This window comes from Shewanella sp. SM32, from assembly GCF_025654235.1.
GTDB lineage: Bacteria > Pseudomonadota > Gammaproteobacteria > Enterobacterales > Shewanellaceae > Shewanella > Shewanella oncorhynchi.
Genome location: NZ_JAKKRO010000041.1, coordinates 14,741 through 38,616, shown reverse-complemented (window position 1 = coordinate 38,616; position 23,876 = coordinate 14,741). Strand labels below are relative to the sequence as shown.

Here is a 23,876-nt window from a genome sequence, read left to right as displayed (position 1 = left end):
TAAAAACAAAAAGCCCAAACCTAGGTTTGGGCTTTTGCTATTTAATCTTTAGCCTCGATTCATTCAACTCATACTGAACTTATACTCCACTCACATTGAGTCAGATAAAAGCCAAGTTCGAAGCCGAGCCCGAAGCCTAAAGATTAGTGATGATGACCACCTGCACCATGGGCATGACCGTGGGCGATTTCTTCATCACTCGCATCACGGGCACCTACGACTTCAATATCAAATGTCAGTTCGCGGCCGGCTAATGGATGGTTTACATCCACAGTCGCCATAAACTTACCCATTTTAACGATAGTCACTTGGCGCTGACCTTGGTCGGTATTAACCACTGCTGTCATACCTGGTTTCCACACAGTCGCACCCAGTAAATGCTTAACAGACACACGTTGGTGTGCGTCAGCATCCGCTACACGCTCACCGTAGGTTTCAGCAGCAGGCAAAGTCACAGTGAACTTTTCACCTATGGCTTTACCATTTATCGCGTTTTCTACACCTGGCATCATGTTGTCATGACCGTGTAAATAGGCAATAGGATCGCGACCTTCGTTCGTCTCGATCACTTCACCTTTCTCGTCGCGCAGTGTGTAGTTAAACTGCACAACCATATCGTCTTTAATGCTCATCGAATATCCTTTGATTTTCTTCGATTTCAATTGTGGGCCGAGCTTAACAAAACTGTGCTTTTCACTCCACTTTTTTATCCGGCCTCAAAGCACTCAAAACCCGCAGCGAGCGCTCTTTGGCTACAGTAGCTACAGTAACTAAAGTGATAATCCTAAAGCGGTAAACACCTCTGGGCTTGGGAAGCCATCGGCAATCATCTGTTTGCTACGTTGAAAGGCTTGCAACCCTGCCATAGAGTTACGTCCCAACACGCCATCTGGCTTACCAACATCAAATCCAGCCTCGTTCAGTTTTGTTTGCAGTTGCTTTACTTGCTCGCGGCTTAGGCGTGGTTGCTCGGGCGGACTGACCGTCAAGGGTTGTCCACCATTAATACGATCGGCCAAGTGTCCAACCGTAATGGCATAAAATTCGGAGCGATTCCAACGCATGATCACATTAAAATTCTCATAACCTAAAAAGGCTGGGCCTGTGTGTCCCGCAGGCAAATACAGCGCAGCTTGAATATCGACGGCAGGCAAAGGTTGCCCATTCGACTGCGTTACATTGAGCGCAGCCCATTCCGATAACGGCAAGGGCTGTTTCGCACCTAAATGACTGTAACTAAAATCCTTTGGCAACAAGACTTCACGCCCCCAACGCTGATTACGCTGCCAACCTAAGTGCTGCAAAAAGTTCGCGGCAGACGTGAGCGCATCTGTGGTGCTATTCCATAAATCGGCCTTACCGTCCCCATCACCATCGACCGCATATTTGGCATACGCAGAAGGCATAAATTGCGTATGTCCCATAGCACCTGCCCATGATCCCACCATAGTGTCATCATCGAACTGATACTTTTCTTTCAGTTTTAAGGCTTGCATCAGCTCTATGGTGAAATAATTGCTACGGCGTGGCTCACAGGCCAAAGTCGCCAGCGAATTCAATACCGACATTTTGCCTTTATAGGAACCGTAGTTCGTTTCCAGTCCCCAAAAAGACAAGATATATTGCGGCGGAACGCCGTATTTTTGCGCTAATTGATTAAGTAAGACACTGTGCTTTTGCAGTAAACGGCGGCCTTCATTGACGCGCCATTCGGTCGCGCGCTTACTGAAATAATTATCAAATGTCTGGCTGAATTCGGGTTGCTGTTGGTCCAGCTCAATCACTCGAGGGACAAATTTCAAGTTCGCAATGGTAGAGTTTATCGTCGCCTCTGACAGGCCTTCTGCACGTGCTCGCGCTTGCAGTCCAGTCAAGCACATTGGAAACGCCTCTGCATTAGATTGTACGCTAGCACTGATATCGGGCATTTGATTGACTTCAGCTGCAATGCCACTTGCGTTAGTGCTGGTTGCATTGGCATTGGCACTCGCCGTTGGCGCACTTGAACAGGCACTCAGACTGACACAGGCGGCAATACTCGCAAACAGATAAGTTAACCCTTTAATTTTAATCAAATCAACAACTCCAATATTTGATCTCACAACAATCACACTGTTGTGGCTAAACACGACAATATTCCATCTTCAAGAGGGAATTGCCCTAGAGAGATATTCGCCTTGGCATAACGAGTTAAAGGTTAGAATCCAAAACACCTTTAACGGCCAAAAGCATAGAAGACATGTTTCTCCGCTACGTAAAGCCCCTATCTGAGCCACATTTAGTCAGTAAAACAGCCTGTACCAAGGCGACTCATTACCAATAATCCTGACCCATAGTGACACGTAACACAATCCTTATCGCCATAAATACCTTGCGGCATAGGCTTATTGCTCAGTTATCCAACACAAAAAAAATTCTTAACAAAGAATCCCTTGGTATCGCAGCACGTTACCGTATAATGGATAAGTTAACAGCACACATCAAAGAGACCTATCATGACTGAAATCAATGCGGCTTTGGCTGGCTTTATCAAAAATGTAAAACAACATCAGACGCTCTGGGGTCTAATGGATGAAACTGGCGAAGGCTGGGTCGTTTGTGATTCTTCAGAATTTGAAGACACAGATGTGATGCCATTATGGTCAAATGAAGCTACTGCAAAATCCCATTGCAGCGACGAATGGCACGACTATCAACCTGTTTCTATTTCATTAGAAGAATTTCTAGAATATTGGGTCTCAGATCTAAACGACGATGGTGTATTGATCGGTGTTGATTGGCAAACCGATGAAGATTGTCTTGAACTTGATCCGATTGTTTTAGCAAAAGATTTGGTTGATGTTGAAGAAGTTTAATCGCTTCAGTATGCCATTGATGATATCAAGGACTGAGGTGCTCATTCCTTGATGTCTGCTATTCCGCTTATCGATATTCCCTTCGACAAACGCCATACTTGCTGGTTTTGTGGCGAACCGAGTCATCAACACTTCGAATATATCGCACACACACATACACCACATTCTTCGTTAGCTGTGCCTGCCTGCAGCGAATGTTTGCGATTAGCCAAACAACATACTCTTAGCTCCATTTGGGATTGTCGTATGGCCGTCAAAGATGCACTGATGCGTATTTATGCGAAACACCTCGCCATTGGGATTAATTGGACCGAAGAAGAGCTTGCTGAGTCCGAATTCTCCTGCAAAGTGTTTGAAGGTTTTAAAAAAAGTGCTTGGATGATGTACCAAATTGCCCGCGACCGTATCAATGCGCCCGGTTGGCCACTGGTATTAGAGGGCGAAGAAATTGACGACCAAGGTTATAACGCAGGTTTTGAATTCGATGGCGTGACTTTTAATTCAGTCAATGCCGCTATCCAATACTATTCGACGCAATTCACTTTAGATCCACAGTTTTTTGCCGAACTGGTAAGCCTCGTCGGTCGAGCAAGATTCAACTATGCCTTAAGGCTCGCCCGTATCCATATCGCCGCCGCCAAAGAAATGAAGCGCCAAGTATTACACGATGTAGCAGCCGAATTAGCGTTATAATCGAGCGAGTTATAGGTAGTGAGTTTGCAGAAAAGCAGTTGAAAAAGTAGCAGTTGAAAGAATGTGATTCAAAGTCCATATTAAAAACTGTTATTAAAGCGTTCTTTAAAAACACTAAACCTACCGATGATCGACTCAAGGTCAATCACCGATAGTTCGAATCTCAAAATGCGATCAGAGATTGATCACTTGTCTTAATCTTTCTTGCACCACTTCCACCAGCAAATCCGGTTGGAACTTAGAAATAAACTTATCACAGCCCACTTTTTCAACCATGGCATGGTTAAAACTGCCACTCAACGAAGTATTTAAGGTGATGAATAAATCCGACATAGCTTTATCGCTACGCACTTCAGAAGTGAGCTTATAACCGTCCATTTCGGGCATTTCGGCATCGGTAATCATCATCAATAATTCTTTGGCAACTTGTTTACCTTCATCACGCCATTTCTGCAATAACGTCAGCGCTTGTAAGCCATCAGATGCCTCAATAATTTCGATACCCAGTTGGCCTAACGTTTCACGCACTTGACGTCTGGCGGTCGATGAATCATCCACAATCAGGATTTTTCTGCCAGGCATTTCATGGACTAAGGTTTCGTCGAGTACACCTTCAGATAAACGGATATCGTAGTGAATGATCTCCGCCAAGACTTTTTCTACGTCGATAATAGACACTAACTGCGACTGACCTTGATGCTCTATGCGAGTAATTGCCGTTAGATAATTATTACGTCCAGCCGTTTTTGGCGGTGGCATAATATCGCTCCAAGTCATGTTGATAATGTGTTCAACCTTACCGACTAAGAAACCCTGCACACTGCGGTTATATTCTGTGATGATCATATTGGCATCTTCGTTAGGCGGCACGGGCTTAAACCCTATGGCCGAACGTAAATCAATCACGGGGATAGAAATTCCGCGAATATTAGCAACACCAGAAATATGCGGATGACTACCCGGCATCGCATTCAAGGGAGGAAGCTTGACAACTTCTTTGACTTTAAAGACGTTAATGGCAAATAACTGCGTGGAATTAATGCTAAAGAGCAACAACTCAAGTCGGTTCTCACCAACGAGTTTGGTACGCTGATCTACGGTTGCAAGTACGTTTGCCATAATGCTGCTTCTCTACTCTTGAGGAAAATCCTTTCCCCACATGCGACGGATTAGCTCAAATTATAGCGGTAAACTCCCATGAAGAACCATGCCGAGAGTCTATTTTATCTAAAAATTACAACCACTCTCGCAAAGTTCGGCCATAAACTTCGTTTAGCGCATCTCAGATATCTGCATCCCTAAGCTTATATTTTCAGATAATACGCGACATTGCTAATATTTGGTCTTAGTGTTAACGCAATATTTTCTGGGCGAGCACCATACCCGCAAGATTAAAGGCATTTCTATCGCGGACAATCTTAAATCCCAGCTGGCGCAATACCGTTAACAAATCACTATGATTAAAGCGATTCTGCTGTGGATGCTCAAATAAGCGCCGGCTCAATGGATTACAAATTGCGGCACGATATAAATCCTCTATCACAAAGTATCCGTTCGGTTTCAGCACCCTTGCAACTTCCTTAATGGCCGCTTGCCACTCTGGAATATGGTGGAATACGGCAAAATCAAACACCATATCAAACTCGCCATCGCCAAAGGGTAAACATGTTGCATCAGCAACCGAGAAACTCAGCCCTTTTAACCCTTGCGGCCGAGATTGCCAACGGGATTGTGCGGAGGCAACCATGTCAGGGTCGATATCCACGGCCGTGATATGTCCCGCGCCAAAATGTTCGCGGATCAACTGAATGCCGTTACCAAACCCACAACCTATTTCTAATGCGCGTTCGCACAAAGCCATAGGTTTTGGCATCATAGACGTTAGTAAAGGCGCTTCGAGATGATTTTGTAGCCAAAAACGTAATGGATGCTGAACGATCTTTTTCTCAAATGGATTTAATTTCATGCCATCCTCTCACTATGGGTAAACTACTGTTGAATAATTTTACTGATCGAACTGCCATTATGGTACGTAATGATAGGAACATAAGTTCACCAGAGGCCACGATGAAATTACCTCTTTTTCCATTACCTATTTGTTTATTGCCCGAAGGTTACACGCAACTGCGGGTATTTGAACCTAGATATAAGCGCTTGGTCGCCGAATCATTAAAGTCAGGCCAAGGCTTTGGCTTATGTATGCTTGAAGAGGATGGTAAAACCATTCAGCCCATAGGCACCTTAGTGCATATTATTGATTTTGAAACCTTACCAGACGGACTATTAGGGATCAGTATTCAAGGTTCAAAACGCTTTAAACTTGATAAAATCAGTGTCGAAGCTGATGGTTTAAAGCGCGGAGACGTCAGTTTAATCGACAATTGGCCTGCTGTACGTATTGCGACCGATGAACGTTACTTGAGTCAAATGTTACAAAACATTCTTAAGGAATATCCGCAACATCTCAAGCACTACCAAACAGAACAGTTCGATGATATCGCTTGGGTCTGCCAGCGCTGGCTAGAAATATTACCCGTACAAGCATCCGAAAAGTACACCTGCATTAATGCCTTAGATCATATTATGACCCGAGATCTATTGCGGGCCGTCATTAAATAATGCTGTGAATGATCCTTTATTTAAGCCACTTCGTATTGATTGAAAGTTTGACAGCAAAACTGGGCTCAGAAGTACAACACACTTCTCAATTTTGTCGTTACTGATATCACACTCAGCACTCACGACTGGGATAAGAGCGAAAATAATGGAAAATATTCAATCACAAAGCAGGCAAACTCGGTATCATGTCCCAATCACGTCTCTGACTAATTCGGCTATGGATAACGAAATTCCAGCTTCCCAAACCTGCGAGCCTCAAGCGGATGCTTTAATCACGTTTATGCTACAAGTAGCAGACAACCGAGACAGAGCCGCCTTTGGTCACTTATTCCAGCATTTCATGCCCAAGATCCGAGCCTTTGGTTTACAAAGACTGAATCAACAAGGGTTGGCGATGGATTTAGTACAAGAAACCATGACCAGCGTTTGGACTAAGGCTCATCTATATAATGCAGAAAAAGGGTCAGTAACAACTTGGGTGTTTACCATTATGCGTAATCAATGTTTCGATATGCTTAGACGGGTACAACACAATAGAGAAGATACTTTCGGTGATGATATTTGGCCGCTGTGTGATGCGACCATGGCTCAAGACACACTCACTGATCACAAGTTGACGGCTAAATTACTCCAACATCTTGATGCCCTTCCCATAGCACAAAGACAAGTTGTGCAAGGCATTTACATGCAAGAACTCACTCAACAAGAGCTAGCCGATGCCCTAAAGGTACCGATAGGGACCATAAAGTCCCGTTTAAGATTAGGGCTAGAAAAGTTGAAAAGCTTCTTGGAGACACACAATGATTAAGCATCATCCCCAACAAGAATTACTCGTCAGCCATGCCAATGGGAACTTACCTTTATCAATGGCGATAGCAATATCCGCACACTGCGACCTATGTGAGACTTGTCGAGAGCAGCTTGCCCTATTCACAGAACAAGCTGCAAATTTAGCATTAAATCCTGATAGCGGTCATGCTGCAAATGATACGGGCGAAGAGTTGATGCACAGAGAGTATGTTGAGGTGCAACACTCTGGCGACAATCAAGAATCGGCATTGGACATTGACGCTATGATGGCGCAAATCATGACTCAACCGGCAGCGACAAATGTGCCTAATAACGCCCCTATCGATGTCGACATAAAGCAACAGCATTACACTGTGCCCTCGGTGTTTCGTCAGCATTTGGCCCGTCCATGGCAAATATTAGGCAAAGTCAGTCGCATGCGTTTTGATGTCGACGAAACGAACACCCGCGCTAGCCTATTGCATATAGATGCCCAAGGTGAAATCCCCCAACATACCCATAAAGGTTATGAACTAACACTATTACTAGCCGGAAAGTTTTCCGATCTGAATGGTGACTATGTGCCAGGTGATTTTATCGTGCTCGACGGCCAACACCATCACTCACCGAAAACCATTAACGGTTGCTTATGCTACACAGTATTAGATGCACCGCTGCATTTTACCAAAGGTCTGAGTAAGCTACTCAATCCCATAGGTGAACTGATTTATTAAACCTTTTGACTGAGCTTTTTAAACAAGAGCAAACGCATAGATTCATTTATAAATTCAGTTTAATAATTCCATTACATAACTGACTACGATTAATCCCATTAAAATGACCTATTTTAGTGGGATTTTTTATAACATTTACCTATAAAACGGCAATATTAACCTTAGTCAATTACCACAAAAATAAAAACCAACCCATAAACAAACCTAACTATACCTATTTAAATCAAGTAAATAGCCACAAAAAATACACTTTAATTCAACATTAGCAAATAAATAATGACATCGAATAAAAATTAAACTTGCATAAGCCATTTTTATTGATATACTGCACGTCGTTTTGAGATATACCTTGTTGTTTACCTTTTTAACCCAGCCTGATATTTAGCAATCAGAGTTCGGTCCTCATAAAGAAAGCCTACTACAAGCAAAACCCCATAAGCTCAATCATTCGATATCACTAAAATCATGTGGTTATGTCTGTGAACTTACCGTTCTCCTTGTTGTCATAGTATTGTCATTAAGCTATGGTCAACTGGTTGAATCGAGTTATTCCATTGACGTAATCGACAACATGAAGTATTTATCGATTAAGCATCTCTTGATTAATGAATCAAAGATGGGGTAACCTCGATACTCAATAGAACGAATCTTTCGCACAATTGCTAAGGATATTTTATAGTTACAACTATCTCACCTATGGGTGAATTAACAAAAAGGAGTGTGGCATATGTCATACAAAATTAATGGACATGAAATTACAGTGAACTTCCCTGTAGATTCAATCTCAGTAAATAAAACCTCAATTGCTTTTACCGATCGTCAAGGTAAAAACAGACAGACTTTTTCTAAACGTACAGAAGCCATCAGCTTTATGAAATGGTTATTGTCCGCGAACAAATAAGTCAAAAAGTAAGTAAAACGATAAGTTAAAAATTAATACCGCAGTACCCGTTTACTCAAGTGTATTTAATCGGTTTCCATTATCTTCGCAGTACCGAGCACTTAAGTAGACTGATAGCCGAATGTCACGAACACGCTATCCTTTTTTACGTCATTATGACGAGCACATTTGGTTCAGGCTGTATCTCTCTCACACAGATACCTGCCGAACCAAATGAGTCAAATCCAGCGTTAGATCACCTCTTTCCATTGCAGCATCCGCTAATATTCATATACATGAATACTGTTCAGCACATCATCTATGCCAAAACCCAATCCTCAAATTGCCATGCAAACCTTGATAAACCAGATCAAAGAGACTATTCCACTCAATTTAGAAGAAGCACAACTGTGCCAGGGACAATGTTTAGGTTGTTCGAAGAAAATGCTGGAAATGTTAGATGCCGAAATCAGTTATTGGCAATTTAGTGAGGTAACGCCTAGCCTAAAAGATTTAAAAAACCTCGAAAACATTGGCCGTCGTACCTATAAAATTCTTAAACGGAACCAGTTACTGTCTTAATCGCTTGTATTTGCATTTGACTATTTATGGGGCGTTTTACTTACGCGACTTAAAATAAATTCAAAACCTAACTGACAATATGACCCTAATAGAAATCACATTGCCAGTTTTATCTTCGCTATTGTCGATAGCCGTTAAAAATCACAAATCGATAGGCTCAACTTCTAGACTCTGCCAACCTTGCGCGAATATCTGCCAAAGAATATTCCGTTAATAGTTCACCATCGGCAAATACGGGGACAAACTCGCAATTGTTGACATCTTGCCAGCTGGCTTGATCTTTAAGATAAAATTGACCCTGCTCATCTTTAAATACCGCCACTAAACCCTTAGCGGATTTTTTAGTGCCATCATCTGTTTTAGGATCTTTAAATATTTCTCTGTCTTTACCATCAACTTTCGCAAAGGTCGCTTTCACGGCATAACCGTCAGTATCTCGGGTCACGTGTTGATAGGTAAAACTGCCTATCCCAAACACAATATTGGTTGACGCAAAACCTTTGGCCTTTAAGCCGGCACAAATGGCTTCAGCACGTTCAATGGTAATTGAGTCGCCATAAATCAGTCCAACATGGCTATTCAGCGCTTTATACCCTTTGGCAGTTGTACCGCCCCCAAAGACATCCCACAGACACTCAATAGCGCCTTTATATTCGGGACTCCCGATTGGTGCTTGTGGATCGCCACAAATGATTTTCACAGGGCAACCCGTATCAGGCCTAAACACCACTTTGCCATCGCGGGCAAGAATGCGGTCTTTTAACGCTAAGGTGAATTCTGTCATCACCTGCCAAAAATCCCAAGAATCTGAAACAATGCTGACAATGCCCGTTGGGTAAATATCTTCAATCAAACGGCGGAACGTCTCTAATTCATTCTCCATGCCACCCGCGCACATGACACTGTGCTCCGTTGCGGGCACACTGCCACCGACAAGTTCTTTATCACTATCGGCAAGGTAATATTGCTCAAGAAAATCAATGGCGGGTATGGTATCAGTCCCAGTAAAACTGAGTAAATGTGCGGCGCCGCTCATAATCGCGGCCTCTGCACCATACATGCCACGGAAACTAAAATCGTGACCCTGCCAATCAACAAAAGCGATGTCACCATCGGTTTCTAGCGCGTAAGTCTCAAATATTTTGCGGTATTGCAGTGCGGTAGTGGCACTGGTACACATACCCCACACATTAGCGGAAAGGATGGTTTCGAGATAATTGGTCAACCAAAAGAACCGCTCATCAGTATTGTACAAAATCAAGCAAGGCACTTTTAATGGATACACTGAGCCTTCAGGTAATGCCATAATTTTAATTGGTAAATAACCTAAATCATGCAACTCCTCAATATGCTGAGTGCCAACATTATTCGGCCCGAGATAGTTATTGATACGGCGGGAGAATTGACGAATGACCTGATCTTTGGGTTGTTGAAAGAAATCACGGTTCCAACTGTCAATCAAGAAATGCTTGATAAAATATTGCAAGCCAAAAAACACCATTTGGTCAGTGTAACCACGACGGGATTTACGGGCAGTCAGGTTACTAAAAATCACCTGAGTATTATCGGGATATTGACGACGGTGGTCGACTTTGTAACCATCAATAGCAGTAACGGGATTCAAGTACATAATATTTTCCTTAATGATTCATATAACTCAAAACAGCATGGCAATGACAGAACTCACTCGAAATATGTTTGGGGACACCTAAACTATCGGTACAAAATAATCTGTCTATGCCCGCCTCGCACAGAGCCAACTCGCTGGCCTTATCTTCATAATGTGACACGATCAAAATGACGCTTTGGGCCCCCTTTTGCTTTAATTTGATGGCAAGTTCAATAAAAGTTCTGCCACCCGCGCAAATGTCGTCAACGATTAAGCAGGTTTTACCCGATAAGTCATCACAGAACACCTCGGTAGCGATAATATGGCCATTGACCACATCACGATGTTTATCGGCCCTGATCACCGGCATTCCCTGTAACGCTTTAGCTAAGCCGAATACTTTTTTATTCGCCCCCGCATCGGGCGAGACTAACACTAGCTCCCCCGTTAATTGGGCTGCGATCGCTGCGACAAAACTGTGGTTATCTATTACCTGAACCCGTTCTAACAATGCGGCAGTGACATCACTGTGCGGGTCAAAAACGGTGACCGAAGCATATTGCTGCTGATTAATCAGGCTAGCATAGACTTTTACCGACAAGGCCTCACCGGCATTACACACCCTATCTTGGCGAGCACCCGGCATATAAGGCAGTAACAGATCAATTTGCTCTGCACCGCTACGACGCAACGCATCAGTTAACAACAAGAGCTGCATGATGGAATGATCGCCCCGATAACTGAAAAAGATCGTTACTCGTTTAGTTGGAGGAACCAGTAGTTGAACATGATTTTCCCCCGCACCAAATTGAAATAAACGGTAGTGAGCCTCATTGCTAGCTGCGGGTAGCCGATAAAAATCGGCTTGCGAACATTGAGCGTGAGAAGCATCTTGAGACGTTTGAATACGTTGAGACGCTTGAATACGTTGAGACATAGTAACCTCCTGTCTGTGGCAAGATTGCCGAAATTGACGGCACCTTGTTGTCTATATGAACAATAGTGTCTTAAAGACATTATTGTGTAAAGTTGATTTTTAGACTATTTCAGACGCCGCAACCTGAAATGTTATGCTTAAATGACATATAGTGTCTTTTAGACACTATATGTGCGGCAACGAAGAAGCTACAATATGGGTATCGAGTAATACAAGAACCGGAGACATTAAGGCAAAATCAGTAATTAAACAGCCTTTACTGATTCAAAGTCACCATGAATAAGGCATAAGCAGTCGCCGTTACTCATATTGAGCAAGGCGAATATCTTGCTTAAATCCACATTCACTGTGATCAACATTCTAAATTTCTTAAGAAGCGATACGATGCGGTATTGGGTTTCAAGCGGTATAAATTAGCAGGACGACCACGTTCGGTGCGCTTTAATCCCGTATCGATCAATAAATCAGCCTGTTCAACCCGCCGACGAAAAGATTTACCTTGGATAGGCTTGCCCAGTAAAACCTCATGTACATGCTGCAGTTCTGGCAAGGTAAAAGGTTCAGACAGTGCAAATCCTGGCACTAAAGAATATAAGGCTTTTTGTGTTAAGCGTTCCCTCGCTTGCTCGATTAACTGCAAATGATCAAACGCCAAGGGCATCTGCAACACATCCGCTAATGGCCACCACTTAACATCACTCACTGAATCAATCTGAATTTGGCAAGCTTGATAACTCATCAAGGCGGTATAACACACAGTCACAGACCAGCCTCTTACATCGCGACTACGATTACCCACAGTGCATAGCTGCTCAATATAAGGTGGCACTACTGCGGTTTTCTCATGCAGTTTACGTAATACAGTTTGCTCAAGGGATTGATCGCAATTTTCATCGATAAACCCTCCAGGTAGTCCCCATAAACCTAAAAATGGATGATTTGAGCGTTGTACTAAGAGTACTTTAAGTTGCTGATCGTGATAGGTAAACAATACGGCATCCACTGTCAGTAGCTGAGCCTTAAAAACCTTAGGATCATAATTAGCGAGATATTCCGCTTCAGTCATTGATATTCCCCATCGTTACAAATCATCAGCTTAACTTAGCATTACACAGCTTCAAACATATTATGTCTTAGCGTCACTAAGTCAATGATCAGAGGCACAGAATAAGCCACTTTGCCCAAATTTACGCTGATAACGTGGCAACATGGTCTCGTTCCCGAGTAAGCCACCTTGGTGGATATACATCACAGGACGAGAGCCTCCGCCTTGTAAATATTCCTCAAGCACAATAAAACCTAAGGGATCGTAGAGTAATTCAAACTGCACGCCTGAGGCGCAGACCCGCTGCCACATGGCATAAAATTCCGGATAAAGTTTACCAAAATGATATTTTTTGCCGACATTCACAATCTGTGGATGCTCACTGGTATTGGAATTAAGTAAGGAAAATTGCAAGCGCAAATAATCATCGCCACCGACAACGGCACAAGTCACGACGCGAATATCCGTTTGCTGACGGATAAAATACTGATTTAAAAATAACGCTGTCGTTCCCGTCCCCGAAGGTAAAAACACCGTTAAATCAACCAATCCATTCGCCTTCGCAAACTGTACTATCTCTTGCGCCAATCTATTTACCCCGTATTCAGCGTAAGCACAACGACCCCCCTCAGGAATAAAAAGCGCCGTCGGCTCATTCACGAGTACTTGAGCCTCGATATAATCTTGGCAACTCAGTCGCATATCGCCCACTTGCGCTGTAGGGTCAGGCCTAGCATTAAGATTTGACAAAACGTGAGGTTCAGATTGCGACTGAGTGCACGCCTGCTTTTGTGCTATTAACACACTTAAATCGATAATATTAGCGCCATTCGCTAAAGCGGCAGCGTAATTGCCCGTGGGATGTTTAACCACTTGACTGGCAATATGATCTACATAAAAATCACACTGCCAGCCTTTCATCTTTGCTAATTCTGACAATGAATACAGTGAGTTAGCTAATGGCGAGCCGTGACCTATCACCTTGCTGATGCCTGCAAACTCATGATCTAAAAAATAGCCGAATTTGCGAGCTTTATTGCCACTAAACGCCGGATGCAGTAAATCATCACGTTTTAGGAAAATGTCTCTGCCAGCAAAGGCAAATGTATCAACAGGGGAATTTGCAAACATCAAGCTACTCAAACGATTAAATTCTCTGGTTTTTAAACCAGTTAAGGGAAGGCTAGTGTAACTCCGCCCTTCCTGTTACGCCCTTAAGAAATTATCAATTTGGCGAAAAACTAGTGAAAATGACACATGAATCTCGAATACATATAATTAACCCATTGATTATGCATAATTTAAATAGTTGGCATAGTTATCGCTTAGACATTGACATATATTCAATTTATCGAAGCTAACGATAAAGGCTAACAGGGTAAACATAAGGAGCTTTCAATGGCTGTATTACGCTTAATATTCAACATAGCTTGGTTTGTACTCGGCGGATTTGTAATGGGACTCGCTTGGTGGCTCGCAGGTATCCTGTGTTTTATCAGTATCATTGGTATTCCCTTCGGCCGCGCCTGTTTTGTTATCGGCGAAATGACCTTTTGGCCCTTCGGCCAAGAACAAATGAACCGTCGCCACTTAACTGGACGTGAAGACTTGGGCACAGGTGCATTAGGCATGGTAGGAAATATCATTTGGTTCTTACTGTTTGGGATCTGGTTAGCCATAGGGCATTTGGTCCACGCCTTAGCTTGTTTTGTGACGATTATCGGTATTCCCTTTGGGATACAGCATCTTAAGTTAGCTTTACTCAGCCTCACACCGATAGGCCAAACCGTAGTGGCTAAAGCTTAATAAGACAATGTGTTAACTGCGCTATTCACTCTCGATTATTTGGTTTCAAGAGTGGATAGCGCTTTGTCATCCCATACAGCAAATATCGCTTCGTTTAAGGCTATTTCTTCCTCCAATAAATCGTTGCAATCATATTGAGTATTGGCAGGCTCACTATCCACAGAAAACTGCACTTGCGGCTTAGTCGCCCCCACAATGTCCAACAGATAATGCACCAGTTTTGCGGGTGCATCTATAGCGGCATCGTGACCACAATACGCGAGTACAATCAAATCGGTGTAAAAATGCCGTGCTAACGCCTTACTCGATGCCATACTCACCAGCGCATCACGGTCACCGCAGAGCACAGTTATCGGTACTTCCACTGTCAATGGACATTGGTATTGAAAAGCCGCCCAAAGTTGTCGCCATACATTGCGTCTACTTGGTGTGGTATCGCGGCGAAACTCACTCCACTTGACAATTAAATCTCGGTCTCGCCGATGACGAAAACTGGTTAAACGCACTATAGTCGACTCGATTGGATGTAAAGCGTTACCCCGAGCCCGCATGAAAAAAGCCTTCAATGCATTCAGCGGATTAAATCTTTGATACCAATACGATAAATTCGCCGCACTGCTGTTTAATACAAAGGCATGCCTTATCTGCCAAGGTCGCTGGCATGCCATTTCCAATGCCAACATACCGCCCATAGACAAGCCGAGTAGATAAATAGTCTCCCCTTCCTGTACCTGCTCATCCAATTGCTGCCACACGGCATGGGCATAATCGGCAATCTTAAGCGGACTTAATTCGTGGGATAGCGTCCCATTGCCCGGAAGATCCGGTGTCAGCACTCGCAATCCCTTTTGTCGCAGACGCTGATCGAAACCATTCCAATGGCGCTGATCACGCATTAATCCCCTTAATAACACCCAAGTGGTCATGACTGAGACTCCCGATACCAATAATGCCGTGCGCACTCTGTCAGCTCAGTCAAACGTTCAGGTGTTAACTGCTCTAACGATTGGGCATAGGCCGCTTCCATCATAAATTGCATGAGTACTGTATGCCTGCGTAAAATCCTGTGGTGACGATGTGTTTTTTGTGGATTAAAAAAGCCAGCAAAATTAAATATTTGTCTAGGATTCTTCTTTATCCATGCCCAAGATCCCATCTCTAATGTCAAAGGTAAAAATGGCACCTGAGCAGAAGGATCTGCCACTTGATGCAGGCGATAGAGGTAATCCCAAATATCGCCATGAGTGCGATAAAACTGGCTCTGCGGCGCCAACCGATAATGGCCGTGATGGGGATAACTCTGTTCAAATAATTGTTTTAGATGAAAAATATAATTGGCATTTTCGAAGGCGGTACGGGTATGGGCGTAGGGGAACCAGATATGATCACTCAAGCCAAATCCCGAGTGGGCATCGAGCGAAATCAAACTTGTGCTGCGACTCAACAGTTGTTGTACATAGGCAACTAAGCCCGCAGTTTCCAGCTCCATTCCCCCAATACCGCGATACCAGGGCAGCCGTGACGATATACGCTGTCCTCCCACCATAAAGGACACTTTTTCACGGGATTCTATCGGAGCGTTACGCATCAAATCCACTTGATTACCATTGCCTCGCGTTCCCATGAATAACCCAACAGGATTCACTACAGGTACAAAAGCTAACCGCAGGCCCGTTAACATCTGTTGTAGATGTTTATCCCAAACAAGCCGCTGCAATAAACTGTTTAACAATGCCAAAATAACTTGAGATCCAATACGTTCAACCCCATGCACGCCACCCACAAAGAGCACTGTCGGACAAGGCGTATCTGTACCACCTAACTCAACACTGTAAAGGGGGAAATGCTCTTGGCGGAATGGAATGTCGGCAAGGATCTGATAATCCAACTTAAGATGATGAGTATCAATGAGTTGCTGCAGCGTATCTAACTCAAATGGAAGCTCAAAAGGAAGTTTCTTCATGTCACCTTAATCAATAAAATGAGAGAACTACTCATGCCGTTAAAGTGATACTAATAGTGAACAAAGACAAAATGATGACAAACTGCATATCAGAAGTGAGTTTACGGGGAAATAAGCGGAAAAATAGCGAGTAAAACAAAGAATAAACTATCCTAAAACCCTACATCAGTCTTCACGATAAAGTAGCTCTCCAATGATAGTTTCTACGTCAACCTGCGCTAAACCTTGGTCAACAATATCTCGCCAACGCCGTCCCTCTTCTGTATTACGAAACGCGATATAGAGCTGCTTATTCGCCAGAATTTGCCGATTGATTTGCAACTTTGTCGCCAGCGGCTGTAAGGGCTTTTGCTTGAGTAAATAGTGCAGAACGTTGACATCAATCACCGCGGCATCAATCCGACCTGCGGCAACTTTTTTAACATTATGCTCATCCGAAGTCACAGCTTCAGTCCGCTGTACACCGGAAAAGATCATGCGATCTAAGGCCTGAGTATTCACATAATCTTTCACCACACCTAAGGTATAGCGATTAAGATCTTCAATATAATTCCAACTTACTGGATGGGACTTTTGCTCCACCAGCCCCAATGGACTTTCGCCAATCGGTTTTGAAAAGATAAACTTTTCAGTCTCTACATAGTATTCAGGAAAATAACCTATGTAGTCAGAGTTCGGCATAGTCGTAAGTTTGACAGCGCGGCTCCACGGATAGAAATCCACGTCTAATTGATGTCCCATAACGTTCAATGCCGCCCGTACCACGGCAATACTGGCACCCTGCTCCGTTAATTGCTCTCCTGAATAAGGCGGCCAAAGTAAAGAAGTGAGCATTAAGGTATCCGCTTTAGCTACGCTTAATCCCATAAAGGAAAGACAATACACAAGGAGCATTGAACGCCATCGAACCATTTAGTACTCCTTTGCCTGCATGGATTTACGACTACATCATCGACAACTTAGTGCTTTCGTTTTTATCTGCCGAGATTTTATGACTGGTTAGATTTTATGACTAGTTTTAGTATAGCCATCAAGCCACAGCGGGGAAGTGAAGTTTTGTTACAATTAGAATAACGACATTAGCAGCAAAAGCTAACTCAAAGTGTAGCTTGACTTGGTGGTATGACTCGCCGACTTTTTCATTAGCCAATTAGCTTGTTCGTTTATCTGCTAACCGAAATAGCTAGACAGAATAAAATTCAAGCCGCATTACGCGGCTTGGAAGTCAAATATCAATAGTATTAATCAGCTCAAAGCCAAATGAGTTAAGCATTAATATCTTCATATAACTCTTGATACATCAGCTCGCGCATTTTGAATTTCTGAATTTTTCCCGTCACTGTCATTGGATACTGATCCACAAACTTGATGTAGCGCGGCACTTTAAAGTAGGCGAACTTCTCGGTGAGAAAATGACGAATATCTGCCTCTGTAATCGCGGAGCCTGAGCGGACTTTGATCCAAGCACACACTTCCTCGCCGTATTTATCGCTTTGAACGCCAAAGACAGCCGCATCCTGCACATCTTTATGGGTGTAAAGTTTCTCTTCAATCTCACGGGGATAAATATTTTCGCCGCCGCGAATAATCATATCTTTAATGCGCCCCACTATTTGCACATAACCTTGCTCATCCATTTGGCCAATATCGCCCGAATGTAGCCAGCCTTGACTGTCTATGGTTGCCGCCGTTTTCTCAGGATCATTCCAATAACACTGCATAACGCAGTAACCGCGACTACAAACTTCGCCGGGTTGATTAATTGGCAGCACTTCGCCAAATTCATCGACAATTTTTACTTCGGTATGGGGTAAAGCACGGCCAACGGTGAGAACGCGTTTCTCTACGGGTGAGTCGATTTCAGTAATGTGATTGAGCGGACTGCATTCGGTCTGACCATAGCCAATCAGCACTTCCTTCATATACATCAGGTTTTGTACACGTCGCATCACTTCTTCAGGACAAGTTGCCCCCGCCATCACGCCGGTACGTAAGGAACTCAAATCAAAACGAGCAAATTCTGGGTGTTCCAACTCGGCAATAAACATGGTCGGTACGCCATGCAAAGCGGTGCAACGCTCTTGCTCAATCACTTGCAATGTCGTCAGTGGATCAAAGGATTCTCCGGGGAACACAGCAGTTGCGCCTTTAGCTAAGCAGACTAAACTGCCGAGTACCATGCCAAAACAATGGTATAAAGGCACTGGAATACAGAGTTTATCGTGACAGGTAAACTTCATCGCCTCTGCGACTAAATAGCCATTATTCAATATGTTATGATGTGATAAGGTCGCACCTTTCGGACTGCCCGTCGTGCCAGAGGTAAACTGGATATTAATCGCATCGTATGGGCTTAATTCCTTAGTAATCCACTCGAGCATTATCCTATCAGCGGCGGTCACATCAACGATCAAGTCATCAAAATTCAACATACCGACTGATTTCTCTGCGCCCATACGGATCACAAATTCAAGCTCAGGTACGGCTTTAGCTTGTAATTTACCCGCTGGGCAAGAAGTTAGCTCAGGCGCCAATTCATATAGCATCTCAAGATAATTGCTGGATTTAAACTTATCAGCACAAATTACCGCACGACAACCCACGTTACTCAGCGCGTATTGCAACTCTTCAGGACGATACGCAGGATTAATACACACCATGATGGCGCCAATTTTAGCGGTCGCATATTGAGTTAAACACCACTCGATATTGTTAGGCGACCAAATCCCTACCCTATCGCCGGGCTGAATGCCAAGCTTTAATAGTCCTGTGGCGAGCGCATCGATTTGGGCAAGATACTGACGGTAATTCCAACGGATATGTTGATGGTGTACGACGACAGCTAATTGGTCGGGATACGTTGCCGCAATCTCATCAAGATATTGACCTATGGTCTTCTCAACGAGTTTCGGTGATGACTCGCCTCTAAACTCGCTAACATTGAGCGGGCTTATAACTTGGCTTGTAGGAACTGACATTAAGGCCTCCGTGCATTTATTATTATGGTTAGCGAGGTCCAAACTAACCAATCCACGGATCATGTCACAAGTAAAAAAGCACTTTATTAGACTAAAGAGTAAGACAAACGATTAGATAACAATCCATTAAAGCCCAGTGCTAGCGGCTGATAAACTCAAAATGAGTACTCGACTTAGGCACATTTAAGCTTTGTAACCGCTCAACAATGGCCAGTAACACGCCTTGGCGACGCATATTTTCTAACACGCCGGGGCTAAAAACCTCGAGTCGCGTCATGGCCGTCAACAGCAACTTACATTGTGCGATACTCGCATCACGAATATAGGCAGGTTTATCGACTAAGTAACTGTTGTTATACCAATAGTCCCAAGTGAAATTAGCCAATAACCAACCTTGCGTTGTCAGGTCATTAATAAATTCCAGCATTCGCTCATGACTTAAGATCACATCACCCGCCGTAAAATCCTTAAGATATTTAGTGTATAAACCACAATCGGATGTCATTGTTGAAGTCCCCATAACACACCTCACAGGTTTTGGTTGCCTCTGCTGCCACAACTTGTACGACACCAGTCACAAACCGAGATCGAATTTGACGCTTTGCCTTAGAAACGAGAATTTGCATAAGGCATACCAAATAAGATTGCTGTCAACAGGCTAAGCCACGTTATCTGAACGGAAACTTAATCAAACTCACAATATTTGATATGGGTGACGAACTGGGGTATTCGACAAAATTCAGATAAACTCAGCGGTATTGAAGCGCTTAACGGCAACTATGAGTAAAGGAAACAAGATGAACTACTGGCTTATGAAATCGGAACCCGACGAATTCAGCATAGATGATCTTAAGGCTTGCCCTAACCAAACCGAAGCTTGGCATGGGATCCGTAACTATCAGGCGCGTAACTTTATGCGCGATGAGATGCAGATTGGCGACAAGGTATTTTTTTACCATTCAAGCTGCAAAGTGCCCGGAATTGTCGGCATAGCAGAAGTCGTGACCAATGCGTATCCCGACAGCACAGCCTTCGATCCCGAATCGAAGTATTTTGACCCTAAGTCAGATCCAACCAAACCAAGATGGCTACGAGTAGATATCCGCTTTGTCAAAAAATTTAACGAGATTATTCCCTTAAGTTTGATAAAAAGTTTACCCCAACTGGCGGACATGTATTTAGTCTCTAAGGGGTCAAGACTCAGTATCCAACCTGTGACCGCCGAACAATGGCAAGCTGTACTCATGTTAACCCGCTAGAAAGCAATCTTGAGCTAGAACGTTCAGCTATAGTTCATTTCGCATCGCCTATTGTTGGCCACATCCAGCATTGGACACAACATCAACTCAATGCCCCTTAGGAGTACAGATGAATAAATTGACCTCAGTGGTAATCACAGGACTTGTCCTCAGCTTAACGATGTCCATCTCAACCTTTGCTAAAGATGACCATGAGCACCACAAAAAGGATAAAAGTCTACCGCCGGGATTACAGAAAAAAGTTGACCAAGGTCAGCCACTGCCACCCGGTTGGCAGAAAAAACTCCAGCGTGGTGATGTGCTTGAGCATGATATTTATGATCGCGGCCGCATCGTAGTGCCCTTAGACAGAGATGGCATCATTAGCATTCAAGTCGAAGGTGCACTAATCAAACTCGATAATAACAGCCGTAAAATCCTCGATATCGTCAATATCATTACCGATTAACTTCCCATGACAAAATGGCATTTATAACTGACACATTTACAACTACGCCCAGCGCTTATCTGGGCGTAGTTGTACTTCTTAATACTGCTTTCATCTATCAAAAAACGTTGTCTGTAAGACAATTTATCATCCCAGTCCTCACTCAATAACGTTCTAACTTACAATAAAGCAACATATTGATATTTATCATATCTTTACTATCTGGCTATTGGTCGTAAATTGGCTAAATGCTAGACTCATGCAGGGTGAAAAGATATCGAACAGAACAAGATAAGTGTCACCTAAAAATACTCATGCGGCTAAGGCAAAATCTTAATTGAATTCATAGCATCCCGATAATGACCGTAGACTAACGCTGGATTTTTGATAATGGAAAACACCTCACTTCAACGGGTTAAGCAGGCAATTATTGCGGGGTTCTGGGCATCACTCGCCAGTATTTCTGTGGGGTTTCTATTTAAACTCTGGCTAGCACAATGGGTTGCCAAAGCCGATCTAGCGCTCTATCACACAGTGATCGACATTATCTCACTGTCGCTAATCCTAATGACGGGATTTCGCTCCTCTATGGTGGTGACCTACTCCCAGACCAAGCAAGATGTGGATATCACTAATATATTCCGCTACAGCTTGATCGCTATGGTACTACTGACATGGGGCTTAGTTTTACCCTATATCAAACACAAACTTCAGCTCAATGTAGAATATTTTCAATTGGTTGGGATTATTCTGAGTATGGGGCTCAAGGTCTATTTTACCAATCAAATTGCCATGTACCGGCTATATGCCATCTCCAATAGAGTCACTTGGTTAGAGCCGCTCGCGCAAGTGACTAGCTTTTTATTATGTTTCTATGGCTTAAAACAAACCGCCATTGCATCACTCTTTTACAGCATGACACTGTCATCGCTCATCGTTGCCTTATATATGTACTTAAAACGGCGCAAAGATATTGCTACTCCGCCCTTAAGTGCGGTGCATTTTGATACGGGTTTACGCAGTTTTATGAAGAAAAGCCTGACGGCGTCCATGGAAGCGGGGGCCAGTATCTTGATGATTTACATCACCGTACTGCTGACTATTGCCTATTTCAGCATAGATGAACTGGGTGATTTCCAAGTGGTGGTGCGGCCGATGATCACATACCTCACCCTGCTTTTTGTCTTTCCCATCTACCGGTTTGTACTGCCCGAAGTCGCAGTGTGCGTACGAGAAAAACGCTTTGACGAAGTCCAACAAATTAAGTCATGGCTGACTAAAGTTTCTTTGTGGATCAGCGGTATTTTTTTTGTCGTTATGGTCTTTGCGAGCAAGCCGTTAGTCGCTTGGTTGTTCCCCGAGCAATACATTAAAGCGGCCCCAGTATTAATGCATTTCTCCATGTTTTTTATATTTATGATGCTCAATGGCTACCAGCTAGCTTATATCAAAGCTCATGGCTACTTTACTCAAAGCCTACTTATTCGCCTTGCTGGTATCGCAGTACTGGTCGGTACTTTCTACGCTTACCGCCTGTATACGGAGAATGTCGTCGCGGTGATTTTAGCCTTAGGCACGGGCTATTTGATGATGTATCTCATATCTAAACTAGTTGAAAGACGCATTCAGCAAAGCCTTAACAACCAAACGCTGCCTTAGCAACAACTAAAGACGCTTAAAACGTTGAAGGAAATGACAGGTTTCAACTAAAAAGGCATCCCAGAGGATAGTCTGGAATGCCTTAAGAGAAGACAGCATGTCAGCTTATCATTTAGCGCCCATCGAGCATGCGACCAAGACCTCCGAGTACAGAGCCTTCTCCGCGATCACTGCCACCCGCAGATGGGGCATGGGCGATAATCCGGTCCGCCATACGTGAGAATGGCAAGCTTTGTAGCCAAACCGTCCCGTGGCCTTTGAGTGTGGCTAAAAACAAACCTTCACCGCCAAAGACCATAGACTTTAATGAGCCTGCACGCTCTATGTCGTAATCAATCCCTGAGGTAAATGCAACAAGACAACCTGTGTCAACTCTTAAGGTTTCACCTTTTAGTTCTTTTTTCACTAAGGTGCCCCCCGCATGGATAAACGCCATACCATCGCCCTGTAGACTTTGCAGAATAAACCCTTCTCCACCGAAAAATCCCGTGCCTAAGCGGCGATTAAATTTCATCGTCACGCGTGTACCTAAAGCCGCAGCCAAAAAACTGTCTTTCTGGCAGATCAGCTCACCACCATGTTCGGCCAAGTCGATCGCTAGGATAGTGCCTGGATAAGGGGCGGCAAAGGCGACTTTACGTTTTTGGTTGCCTTGGTTGGTAAAGTGAGTCATAAAAATGCTCTCACCCGTCAATGCCCGTTTACCCGCGCCCACCAACTTGCCAAAAAAGCCAGACTCAGGCTCAGAGCCATCGCCCATTTTGGCCTCAAAGCTAATATCTTGCTCTAGGTAGTTCATCGCGCCCGCTTCAGCGACCACGGTTTCGTTAGGATCGAGCTCCACTTCAACCAACTGCATACTGTGGCCAATAATTTCATAATCCACTTCATGACAACGTCTAGACATACTGTTCCCCTTAACTGTCAGTTCCTTGTTACTATCCTTTAGATTGACCCCGATGGACGGCTCTTTACCTATCGCAGCTCAATTTCACTCTTCATCTCGACCTTAATCTAGATCTAAGCTCAGTCTGAATTTAG

25 protein-coding genes are annotated in these 23,876 nt (G+C 43.7%); 11 read left to right on the top strand and 14 right to left on the bottom strand.

What is annotated here, in order from left to right:
- Positions 1-143 precede the first annotated feature (143 nt).
- Both L5M10_RS15980 and L5M10_RS15975 read right to left on the bottom strand, forming a co-directional pair.
- The gene (locus tag L5M10_RS15980; protein ID WP_105252202.1) at positions 144-632 is read right to left on the bottom strand and encodes a peptidylprolyl isomerase; all 489 of its coding nucleotides are present in this window, start codon (positions 630-632) and stop codon (positions 144-146) included.
- 138 nt (positions 633-770) lie between these two features.
- Positions 771-2,075 carry a lytic murein transglycosylase gene (locus tag L5M10_RS15975; RefSeq protein ID WP_263255574.1) on the bottom strand — a complete coding sequence of 435 codons (1,305 nt, stop codon included), beginning with the start codon at positions 2,073-2,075 and terminating at the stop codon, positions 771-773.
- Positions 2,076-2,495: 420 nt separating this feature from the next.
- On the opposite strand from L5M10_RS15975, the gene L5M10_RS15970 reads away from it, so the two are divergent.
- Both L5M10_RS15970 and L5M10_RS15965 read left to right on the top strand, forming a co-directional pair.
- Positions 2,496-2,855, top strand: coding sequence for a DUF2750 domain-containing protein (locus L5M10_RS15970; protein ID WP_028759614.1), 360 nt, complete (start codon positions 2,496-2,498; stop codon positions 2,853-2,855).
- A 51-nt stretch (positions 2,856-2,906) separates the two neighbouring features.
- A complete protein-coding gene (locus L5M10_RS15965) occupies positions 2,907-3,548 on the top strand; it encodes a hypothetical protein (RefSeq protein WP_028759613.1) in 642 nt (213 codons plus the stop codon).
- 174 nt (positions 3,549-3,722) lie between these two features.
- Here L5M10_RS15965 and L5M10_RS15960 read toward each other — a convergent pair whose 3' ends face one another.
- Together L5M10_RS15960 and L5M10_RS15955 are read right to left on the bottom strand one after the other, a co-directional pair.
- On the bottom strand, positions 3,723-4,667 hold the full coding sequence (locus L5M10_RS15960) for a chemotaxis protein CheV (RefSeq protein ID WP_028759612.1): 945 nt from the start codon (positions 4,665-4,667) through the stop codon (positions 3,723-3,725).
- A 232-nt stretch (positions 4,668-4,899) separates the two neighbouring features.
- Positions 4,900-5,514 (bottom strand): class I SAM-dependent methyltransferase, encoded by a 615-nt coding sequence (locus L5M10_RS15955; RefSeq protein WP_028759611.1) that lies wholly within the window; start codon positions 5,512-5,514, stop codon positions 4,900-4,902.
- Positions 5,515-5,615: 101 nt separating this feature from the next.
- Between L5M10_RS15955 and L5M10_RS15950 the strand changes: the two genes are divergently transcribed.
- The 5 genes from L5M10_RS15950 to L5M10_RS15930 all read left to right on the top strand — a co-directional run bounded on the left by L5M10_RS15950 (position 5,616) and on the right by L5M10_RS15930 (position 9,152).
- A complete protein-coding gene (locus tag L5M10_RS15950; RefSeq protein WP_028759610.1) occupies positions 5,616-6,167 on the top strand; it encodes an LON peptidase substrate-binding domain-containing protein in 552 nt (183 codons plus the stop codon).
- A 145-nt stretch (positions 6,168-6,312) separates the two neighbouring features.
- The gene (locus L5M10_RS15945) at positions 6,313-6,975 is read left to right on the top strand and encodes a sigma-70 family RNA polymerase sigma factor (protein ID WP_028759609.1); all 663 of its coding nucleotides are present in this window, start codon (positions 6,313-6,315) and stop codon (positions 6,973-6,975) included.
- Entirely contained in the window at positions 6,968-7,690 is a 723-nt protein-coding gene (locus L5M10_RS15940) for a ChrR family anti-sigma-E factor (RefSeq protein ID WP_263255573.1), read from the top strand. The genes L5M10_RS15945 and L5M10_RS15940 overlap by 8 nt, the downstream gene beginning before the upstream one ends.
- Before the next feature lie 727 nt (positions 7,691-8,417).
- The gene (locus L5M10_RS15935; RefSeq protein WP_006082106.1) at positions 8,418-8,591 is read left to right on the top strand and encodes a hypothetical protein; all 174 of its coding nucleotides are present in this window, start codon (positions 8,418-8,420) and stop codon (positions 8,589-8,591) included.
- A 300-nt stretch (positions 8,592-8,891) separates the two neighbouring features.
- Positions 8,892-9,152: a hypothetical protein gene (locus L5M10_RS15930; protein WP_028759607.1), complete on the top strand. Its 261-nt coding sequence runs from the start codon at positions 8,892-8,894 to the stop codon at positions 9,150-9,152.
- Between the two features lie 157 nt (positions 9,153-9,309).
- On the opposite strand, the gene L5M10_RS15925 is transcribed toward L5M10_RS15930, so the two are convergent.
- The 4 genes from L5M10_RS15925 to L5M10_RS15910 form a co-directional block, all read right to left on the bottom strand.
- The gene (locus L5M10_RS15925; protein WP_263255572.1) at positions 9,310-10,782 is read right to left on the bottom strand and encodes a nicotinate phosphoribosyltransferase; all 1,473 of its coding nucleotides are present in this window, start codon (positions 10,780-10,782) and stop codon (positions 9,310-9,312) included.
- A gap of 10 nt (positions 10,783-10,792) precedes the next feature.
- Positions 10,793-11,698 carry a ribose-phosphate diphosphokinase gene (prs, locus tag L5M10_RS15920; RefSeq protein WP_263255571.1) on the bottom strand — a complete coding sequence of 302 codons (906 nt, stop codon included), beginning with the start codon at positions 11,696-11,698 and terminating at the stop codon, positions 10,793-10,795.
- Positions 11,699-12,050: 352 nt separating this feature from the next.
- Complete coding sequence (locus tag L5M10_RS15915; protein WP_113940909.1) at positions 12,051-12,764, bottom strand: NrtR DNA-binding winged helix domain-containing protein; 714 nt, start codon at positions 12,762-12,764, stop codon at positions 12,051-12,053.
- Positions 12,765-12,845: 81 nt separating this feature from the next.
- Positions 12,846-13,874, bottom strand: coding sequence for a pyridoxal-phosphate dependent enzyme (locus L5M10_RS15910; protein ID WP_263255569.1), 1,029 nt, complete (start codon positions 13,872-13,874; stop codon positions 12,846-12,848).
- A 267-nt stretch (positions 13,875-14,141) separates the two neighbouring features.
- Between L5M10_RS15910 and L5M10_RS15905 the strand changes: the two genes are divergently transcribed.
- The gene (locus tag L5M10_RS15905) at positions 14,142-14,549 is read left to right on the top strand and encodes a YccF domain-containing protein (protein ID WP_028759602.1); all 408 of its coding nucleotides are present in this window, start codon (positions 14,142-14,144) and stop codon (positions 14,547-14,549) included.
- 35 nt (positions 14,550-14,584) lie between these two features.
- Here the strand turns inward: L5M10_RS15905 and L5M10_RS15900 are convergent, their stop codons facing one another.
- The 5 genes from L5M10_RS15900 to L5M10_RS15880 form a co-directional block, all read right to left on the bottom strand.
- On the bottom strand, positions 14,585-15,475 hold the full coding sequence (locus L5M10_RS15900) for an alpha/beta fold hydrolase (RefSeq protein WP_263255567.1): 891 nt from the start codon (positions 15,473-15,475) through the stop codon (positions 14,585-14,587).
- Positions 15,472-16,512, bottom strand: coding sequence for a M14 family zinc carboxypeptidase (locus L5M10_RS15895; RefSeq protein WP_263255566.1), 1,041 nt, complete (start codon positions 16,510-16,512; stop codon positions 15,472-15,474). Before L5M10_RS15895 ends, L5M10_RS15900 begins: the two co-directional genes overlap by 4 nt.
- Before the next feature lie 165 nt (positions 16,513-16,677).
- Entirely contained in the window at positions 16,678-17,424 is a 747-nt protein-coding gene (locus L5M10_RS15890) for a substrate-binding periplasmic protein (protein WP_263168158.1), read from the bottom strand.
- 353 nt (positions 17,425-17,777) lie between these two features.
- A complete protein-coding gene (locus L5M10_RS15885; RefSeq protein WP_263255565.1) occupies positions 17,778-19,490 on the bottom strand; it encodes an AMP-binding protein in 1,713 nt (570 codons plus the stop codon).
- 139 nt (positions 19,491-19,629) lie between these two features.
- Positions 19,630-20,010, bottom strand: coding sequence for a DUF6508 domain-containing protein (locus tag L5M10_RS15880; RefSeq protein ID WP_028759597.1), 381 nt, complete (start codon positions 20,008-20,010; stop codon positions 19,630-19,632).
- Between the two features lie 277 nt (positions 20,011-20,287).
- Here L5M10_RS15880 and L5M10_RS15875 point away from each other — a divergent pair, with 277 nt between their 5' ends.
- The 3 genes from L5M10_RS15875 (at position 20,288) to L5M10_RS15865 (ending at position 22,835) form a co-directional block, all read left to right on the top strand.
- Entirely contained in the window at positions 20,288-20,749 is a 462-nt protein-coding gene (locus L5M10_RS15875; protein WP_028759596.1) for an EVE domain-containing protein, read from the top strand.
- Positions 20,750-20,858: 109 nt separating this feature from the next.
- Complete coding sequence (locus tag L5M10_RS15870) at positions 20,859-21,197, top strand: hypothetical protein (RefSeq protein ID WP_173244223.1); 339 nt, start codon at positions 20,859-20,861, stop codon at positions 21,195-21,197.
- A 369-nt stretch (positions 21,198-21,566) separates the two neighbouring features.
- Positions 21,567-22,835, top strand: coding sequence for a membrane protein (locus L5M10_RS15865; RefSeq protein ID WP_028759594.1), 1,269 nt, complete (start codon positions 21,567-21,569; stop codon positions 22,833-22,835).
- A 112-nt stretch (positions 22,836-22,947) separates the two neighbouring features.
- Here L5M10_RS15865 and L5M10_RS15860 read toward each other — a convergent pair whose 3' ends face one another.
- Positions 22,948-23,742, bottom strand: a complete 795-nt coding sequence (locus tag L5M10_RS15860) for a TIGR00266 family protein (protein ID WP_113940919.1) — start codon at positions 23,740-23,742, stop codon at positions 22,948-22,950.
- Between the last annotated feature and the right edge of the window lie 134 nt (positions 23,743-23,876).

Bases quoted from the DNA above. Each gene is read 5' to 3' on its own strand.
- L5M10_RS15865 (WP_028759594.1), top strand. From the start codon at position 21,567: ATGGAAAACACCTCACTTCAACGGGTTAAGCAGGCAATTATTGCGGGG.
- L5M10_RS15960 (WP_028759612.1), bottom strand. From the start codon at position 4,667: ATGGCAAACGTACTTGCAACCGTAGATCAGCGTACCAAACTCGTTGGT.
- L5M10_RS15940 (WP_263255573.1), top strand. From the start codon at position 6,968: ATGATTAAGCATCATCCCCAACAAGAATTACTCGTCAGCCATGCCAAT.
- L5M10_RS15965 (WP_028759613.1), top strand. From the start codon at position 2,907: ATGTCTGCTATTCCGCTTATCGATATTCCCTTCGACAAACGCCATACT.
- L5M10_RS15930 (WP_028759607.1), top strand. From the start codon at position 8,892: ATGCCAAAACCCAATCCTCAAATTGCCATGCAAACCTTGATAAACCAG.
- L5M10_RS15905 (WP_028759602.1), top strand. From the start codon at position 14,142: ATGGCTGTATTACGCTTAATATTCAACATAGCTTGGTTTGTACTCGGC.
- L5M10_RS15935 (WP_006082106.1), top strand. From the start codon at position 8,418: ATGTCATACAAAATTAATGGACATGAAATTACAGTGAACTTCCCTGTA.
- L5M10_RS15880 (WP_028759597.1), bottom strand. From the start codon at position 20,010: ATGGGGACTTCAACAATGACATCCGATTGTGGTTTATACACTAAATAT.
- L5M10_RS15870 (WP_173244223.1), top strand. From the start codon at position 20,859: ATGAATAAATTGACCTCAGTGGTAATCACAGGACTTGTCCTCAGCTTA.
- L5M10_RS15925 (WP_263255572.1), bottom strand. From the start codon at position 10,782: ATGTACTTGAATCCCGTTACTGCTATTGATGGTTACAAAGTCGACCAC.
- L5M10_RS15970 (WP_028759614.1), top strand. From the start codon at position 2,496: ATGACTGAAATCAATGCGGCTTTGGCTGGCTTTATCAAAAATGTAAAA.
- L5M10_RS15945 (WP_028759609.1), top strand. From the start codon at position 6,313: ATGGAAAATATTCAATCACAAAGCAGGCAAACTCGGTATCATGTCCCA.
- L5M10_RS15860 (WP_113940919.1), bottom strand. From the start codon at position 23,742: ATGTCTAGACGTTGTCATGAAGTGGATTATGAAATTATTGGCCACAGT.
- prs (WP_263255571.1), bottom strand. From the start codon at position 11,698: ATGTCTCAACGTATTCAAGCGTCTCAACGTATTCAAACGTCTCAAGAT.
- L5M10_RS15875 (WP_028759596.1), top strand. From the start codon at position 20,288: ATGAACTACTGGCTTATGAAATCGGAACCCGACGAATTCAGCATAGAT.
- L5M10_RS15900 (WP_263255567.1), bottom strand. From the start codon at position 15,475: ATGACCACTTGGGTGTTATTAAGGGGATTAATGCGTGATCAGCGCCAT.
- L5M10_RS15895 (WP_263255566.1), bottom strand. From the start codon at position 16,512: ATGAAGAAACTTCCTTTTGAGCTTCCATTTGAGTTAGATACGCTGCAG.
- L5M10_RS15950 (WP_028759610.1), top strand. From the start codon at position 5,616: ATGAAATTACCTCTTTTTCCATTACCTATTTGTTTATTGCCCGAAGGT.
- L5M10_RS15910 (WP_263255569.1), bottom strand. From the start codon at position 13,874: ATGTTTGCAAATTCCCCTGTTGATACATTTGCCTTTGCTGGCAGAGAC.
- L5M10_RS15890 (WP_263168158.1), bottom strand. From the start codon at position 17,424: ATGGTTCGATGGCGTTCAATGCTCCTTGTGTATTGTCTTTCCTTTATG.
- L5M10_RS15915 (WP_113940909.1), bottom strand. From the start codon at position 12,764: ATGACTGAAGCGGAATATCTCGCTAATTATGATCCTAAGGTTTTTAAG.
- L5M10_RS15955 (WP_028759611.1), bottom strand. From the start codon at position 5,514: ATGAAATTAAATCCATTTGAGAAAAAGATCGTTCAGCATCCATTACGT.
- L5M10_RS15885 (WP_263255565.1), bottom strand. From the start codon at position 19,490: ATGTCAGTTCCTACAAGCCAAGTTATAAGCCCGCTCAATGTTAGCGAG.
- L5M10_RS15980 (WP_105252202.1), bottom strand. From the start codon at position 632: ATGAGCATTAAAGACGATATGGTTGTGCAGTTTAACTACACACTGCGC.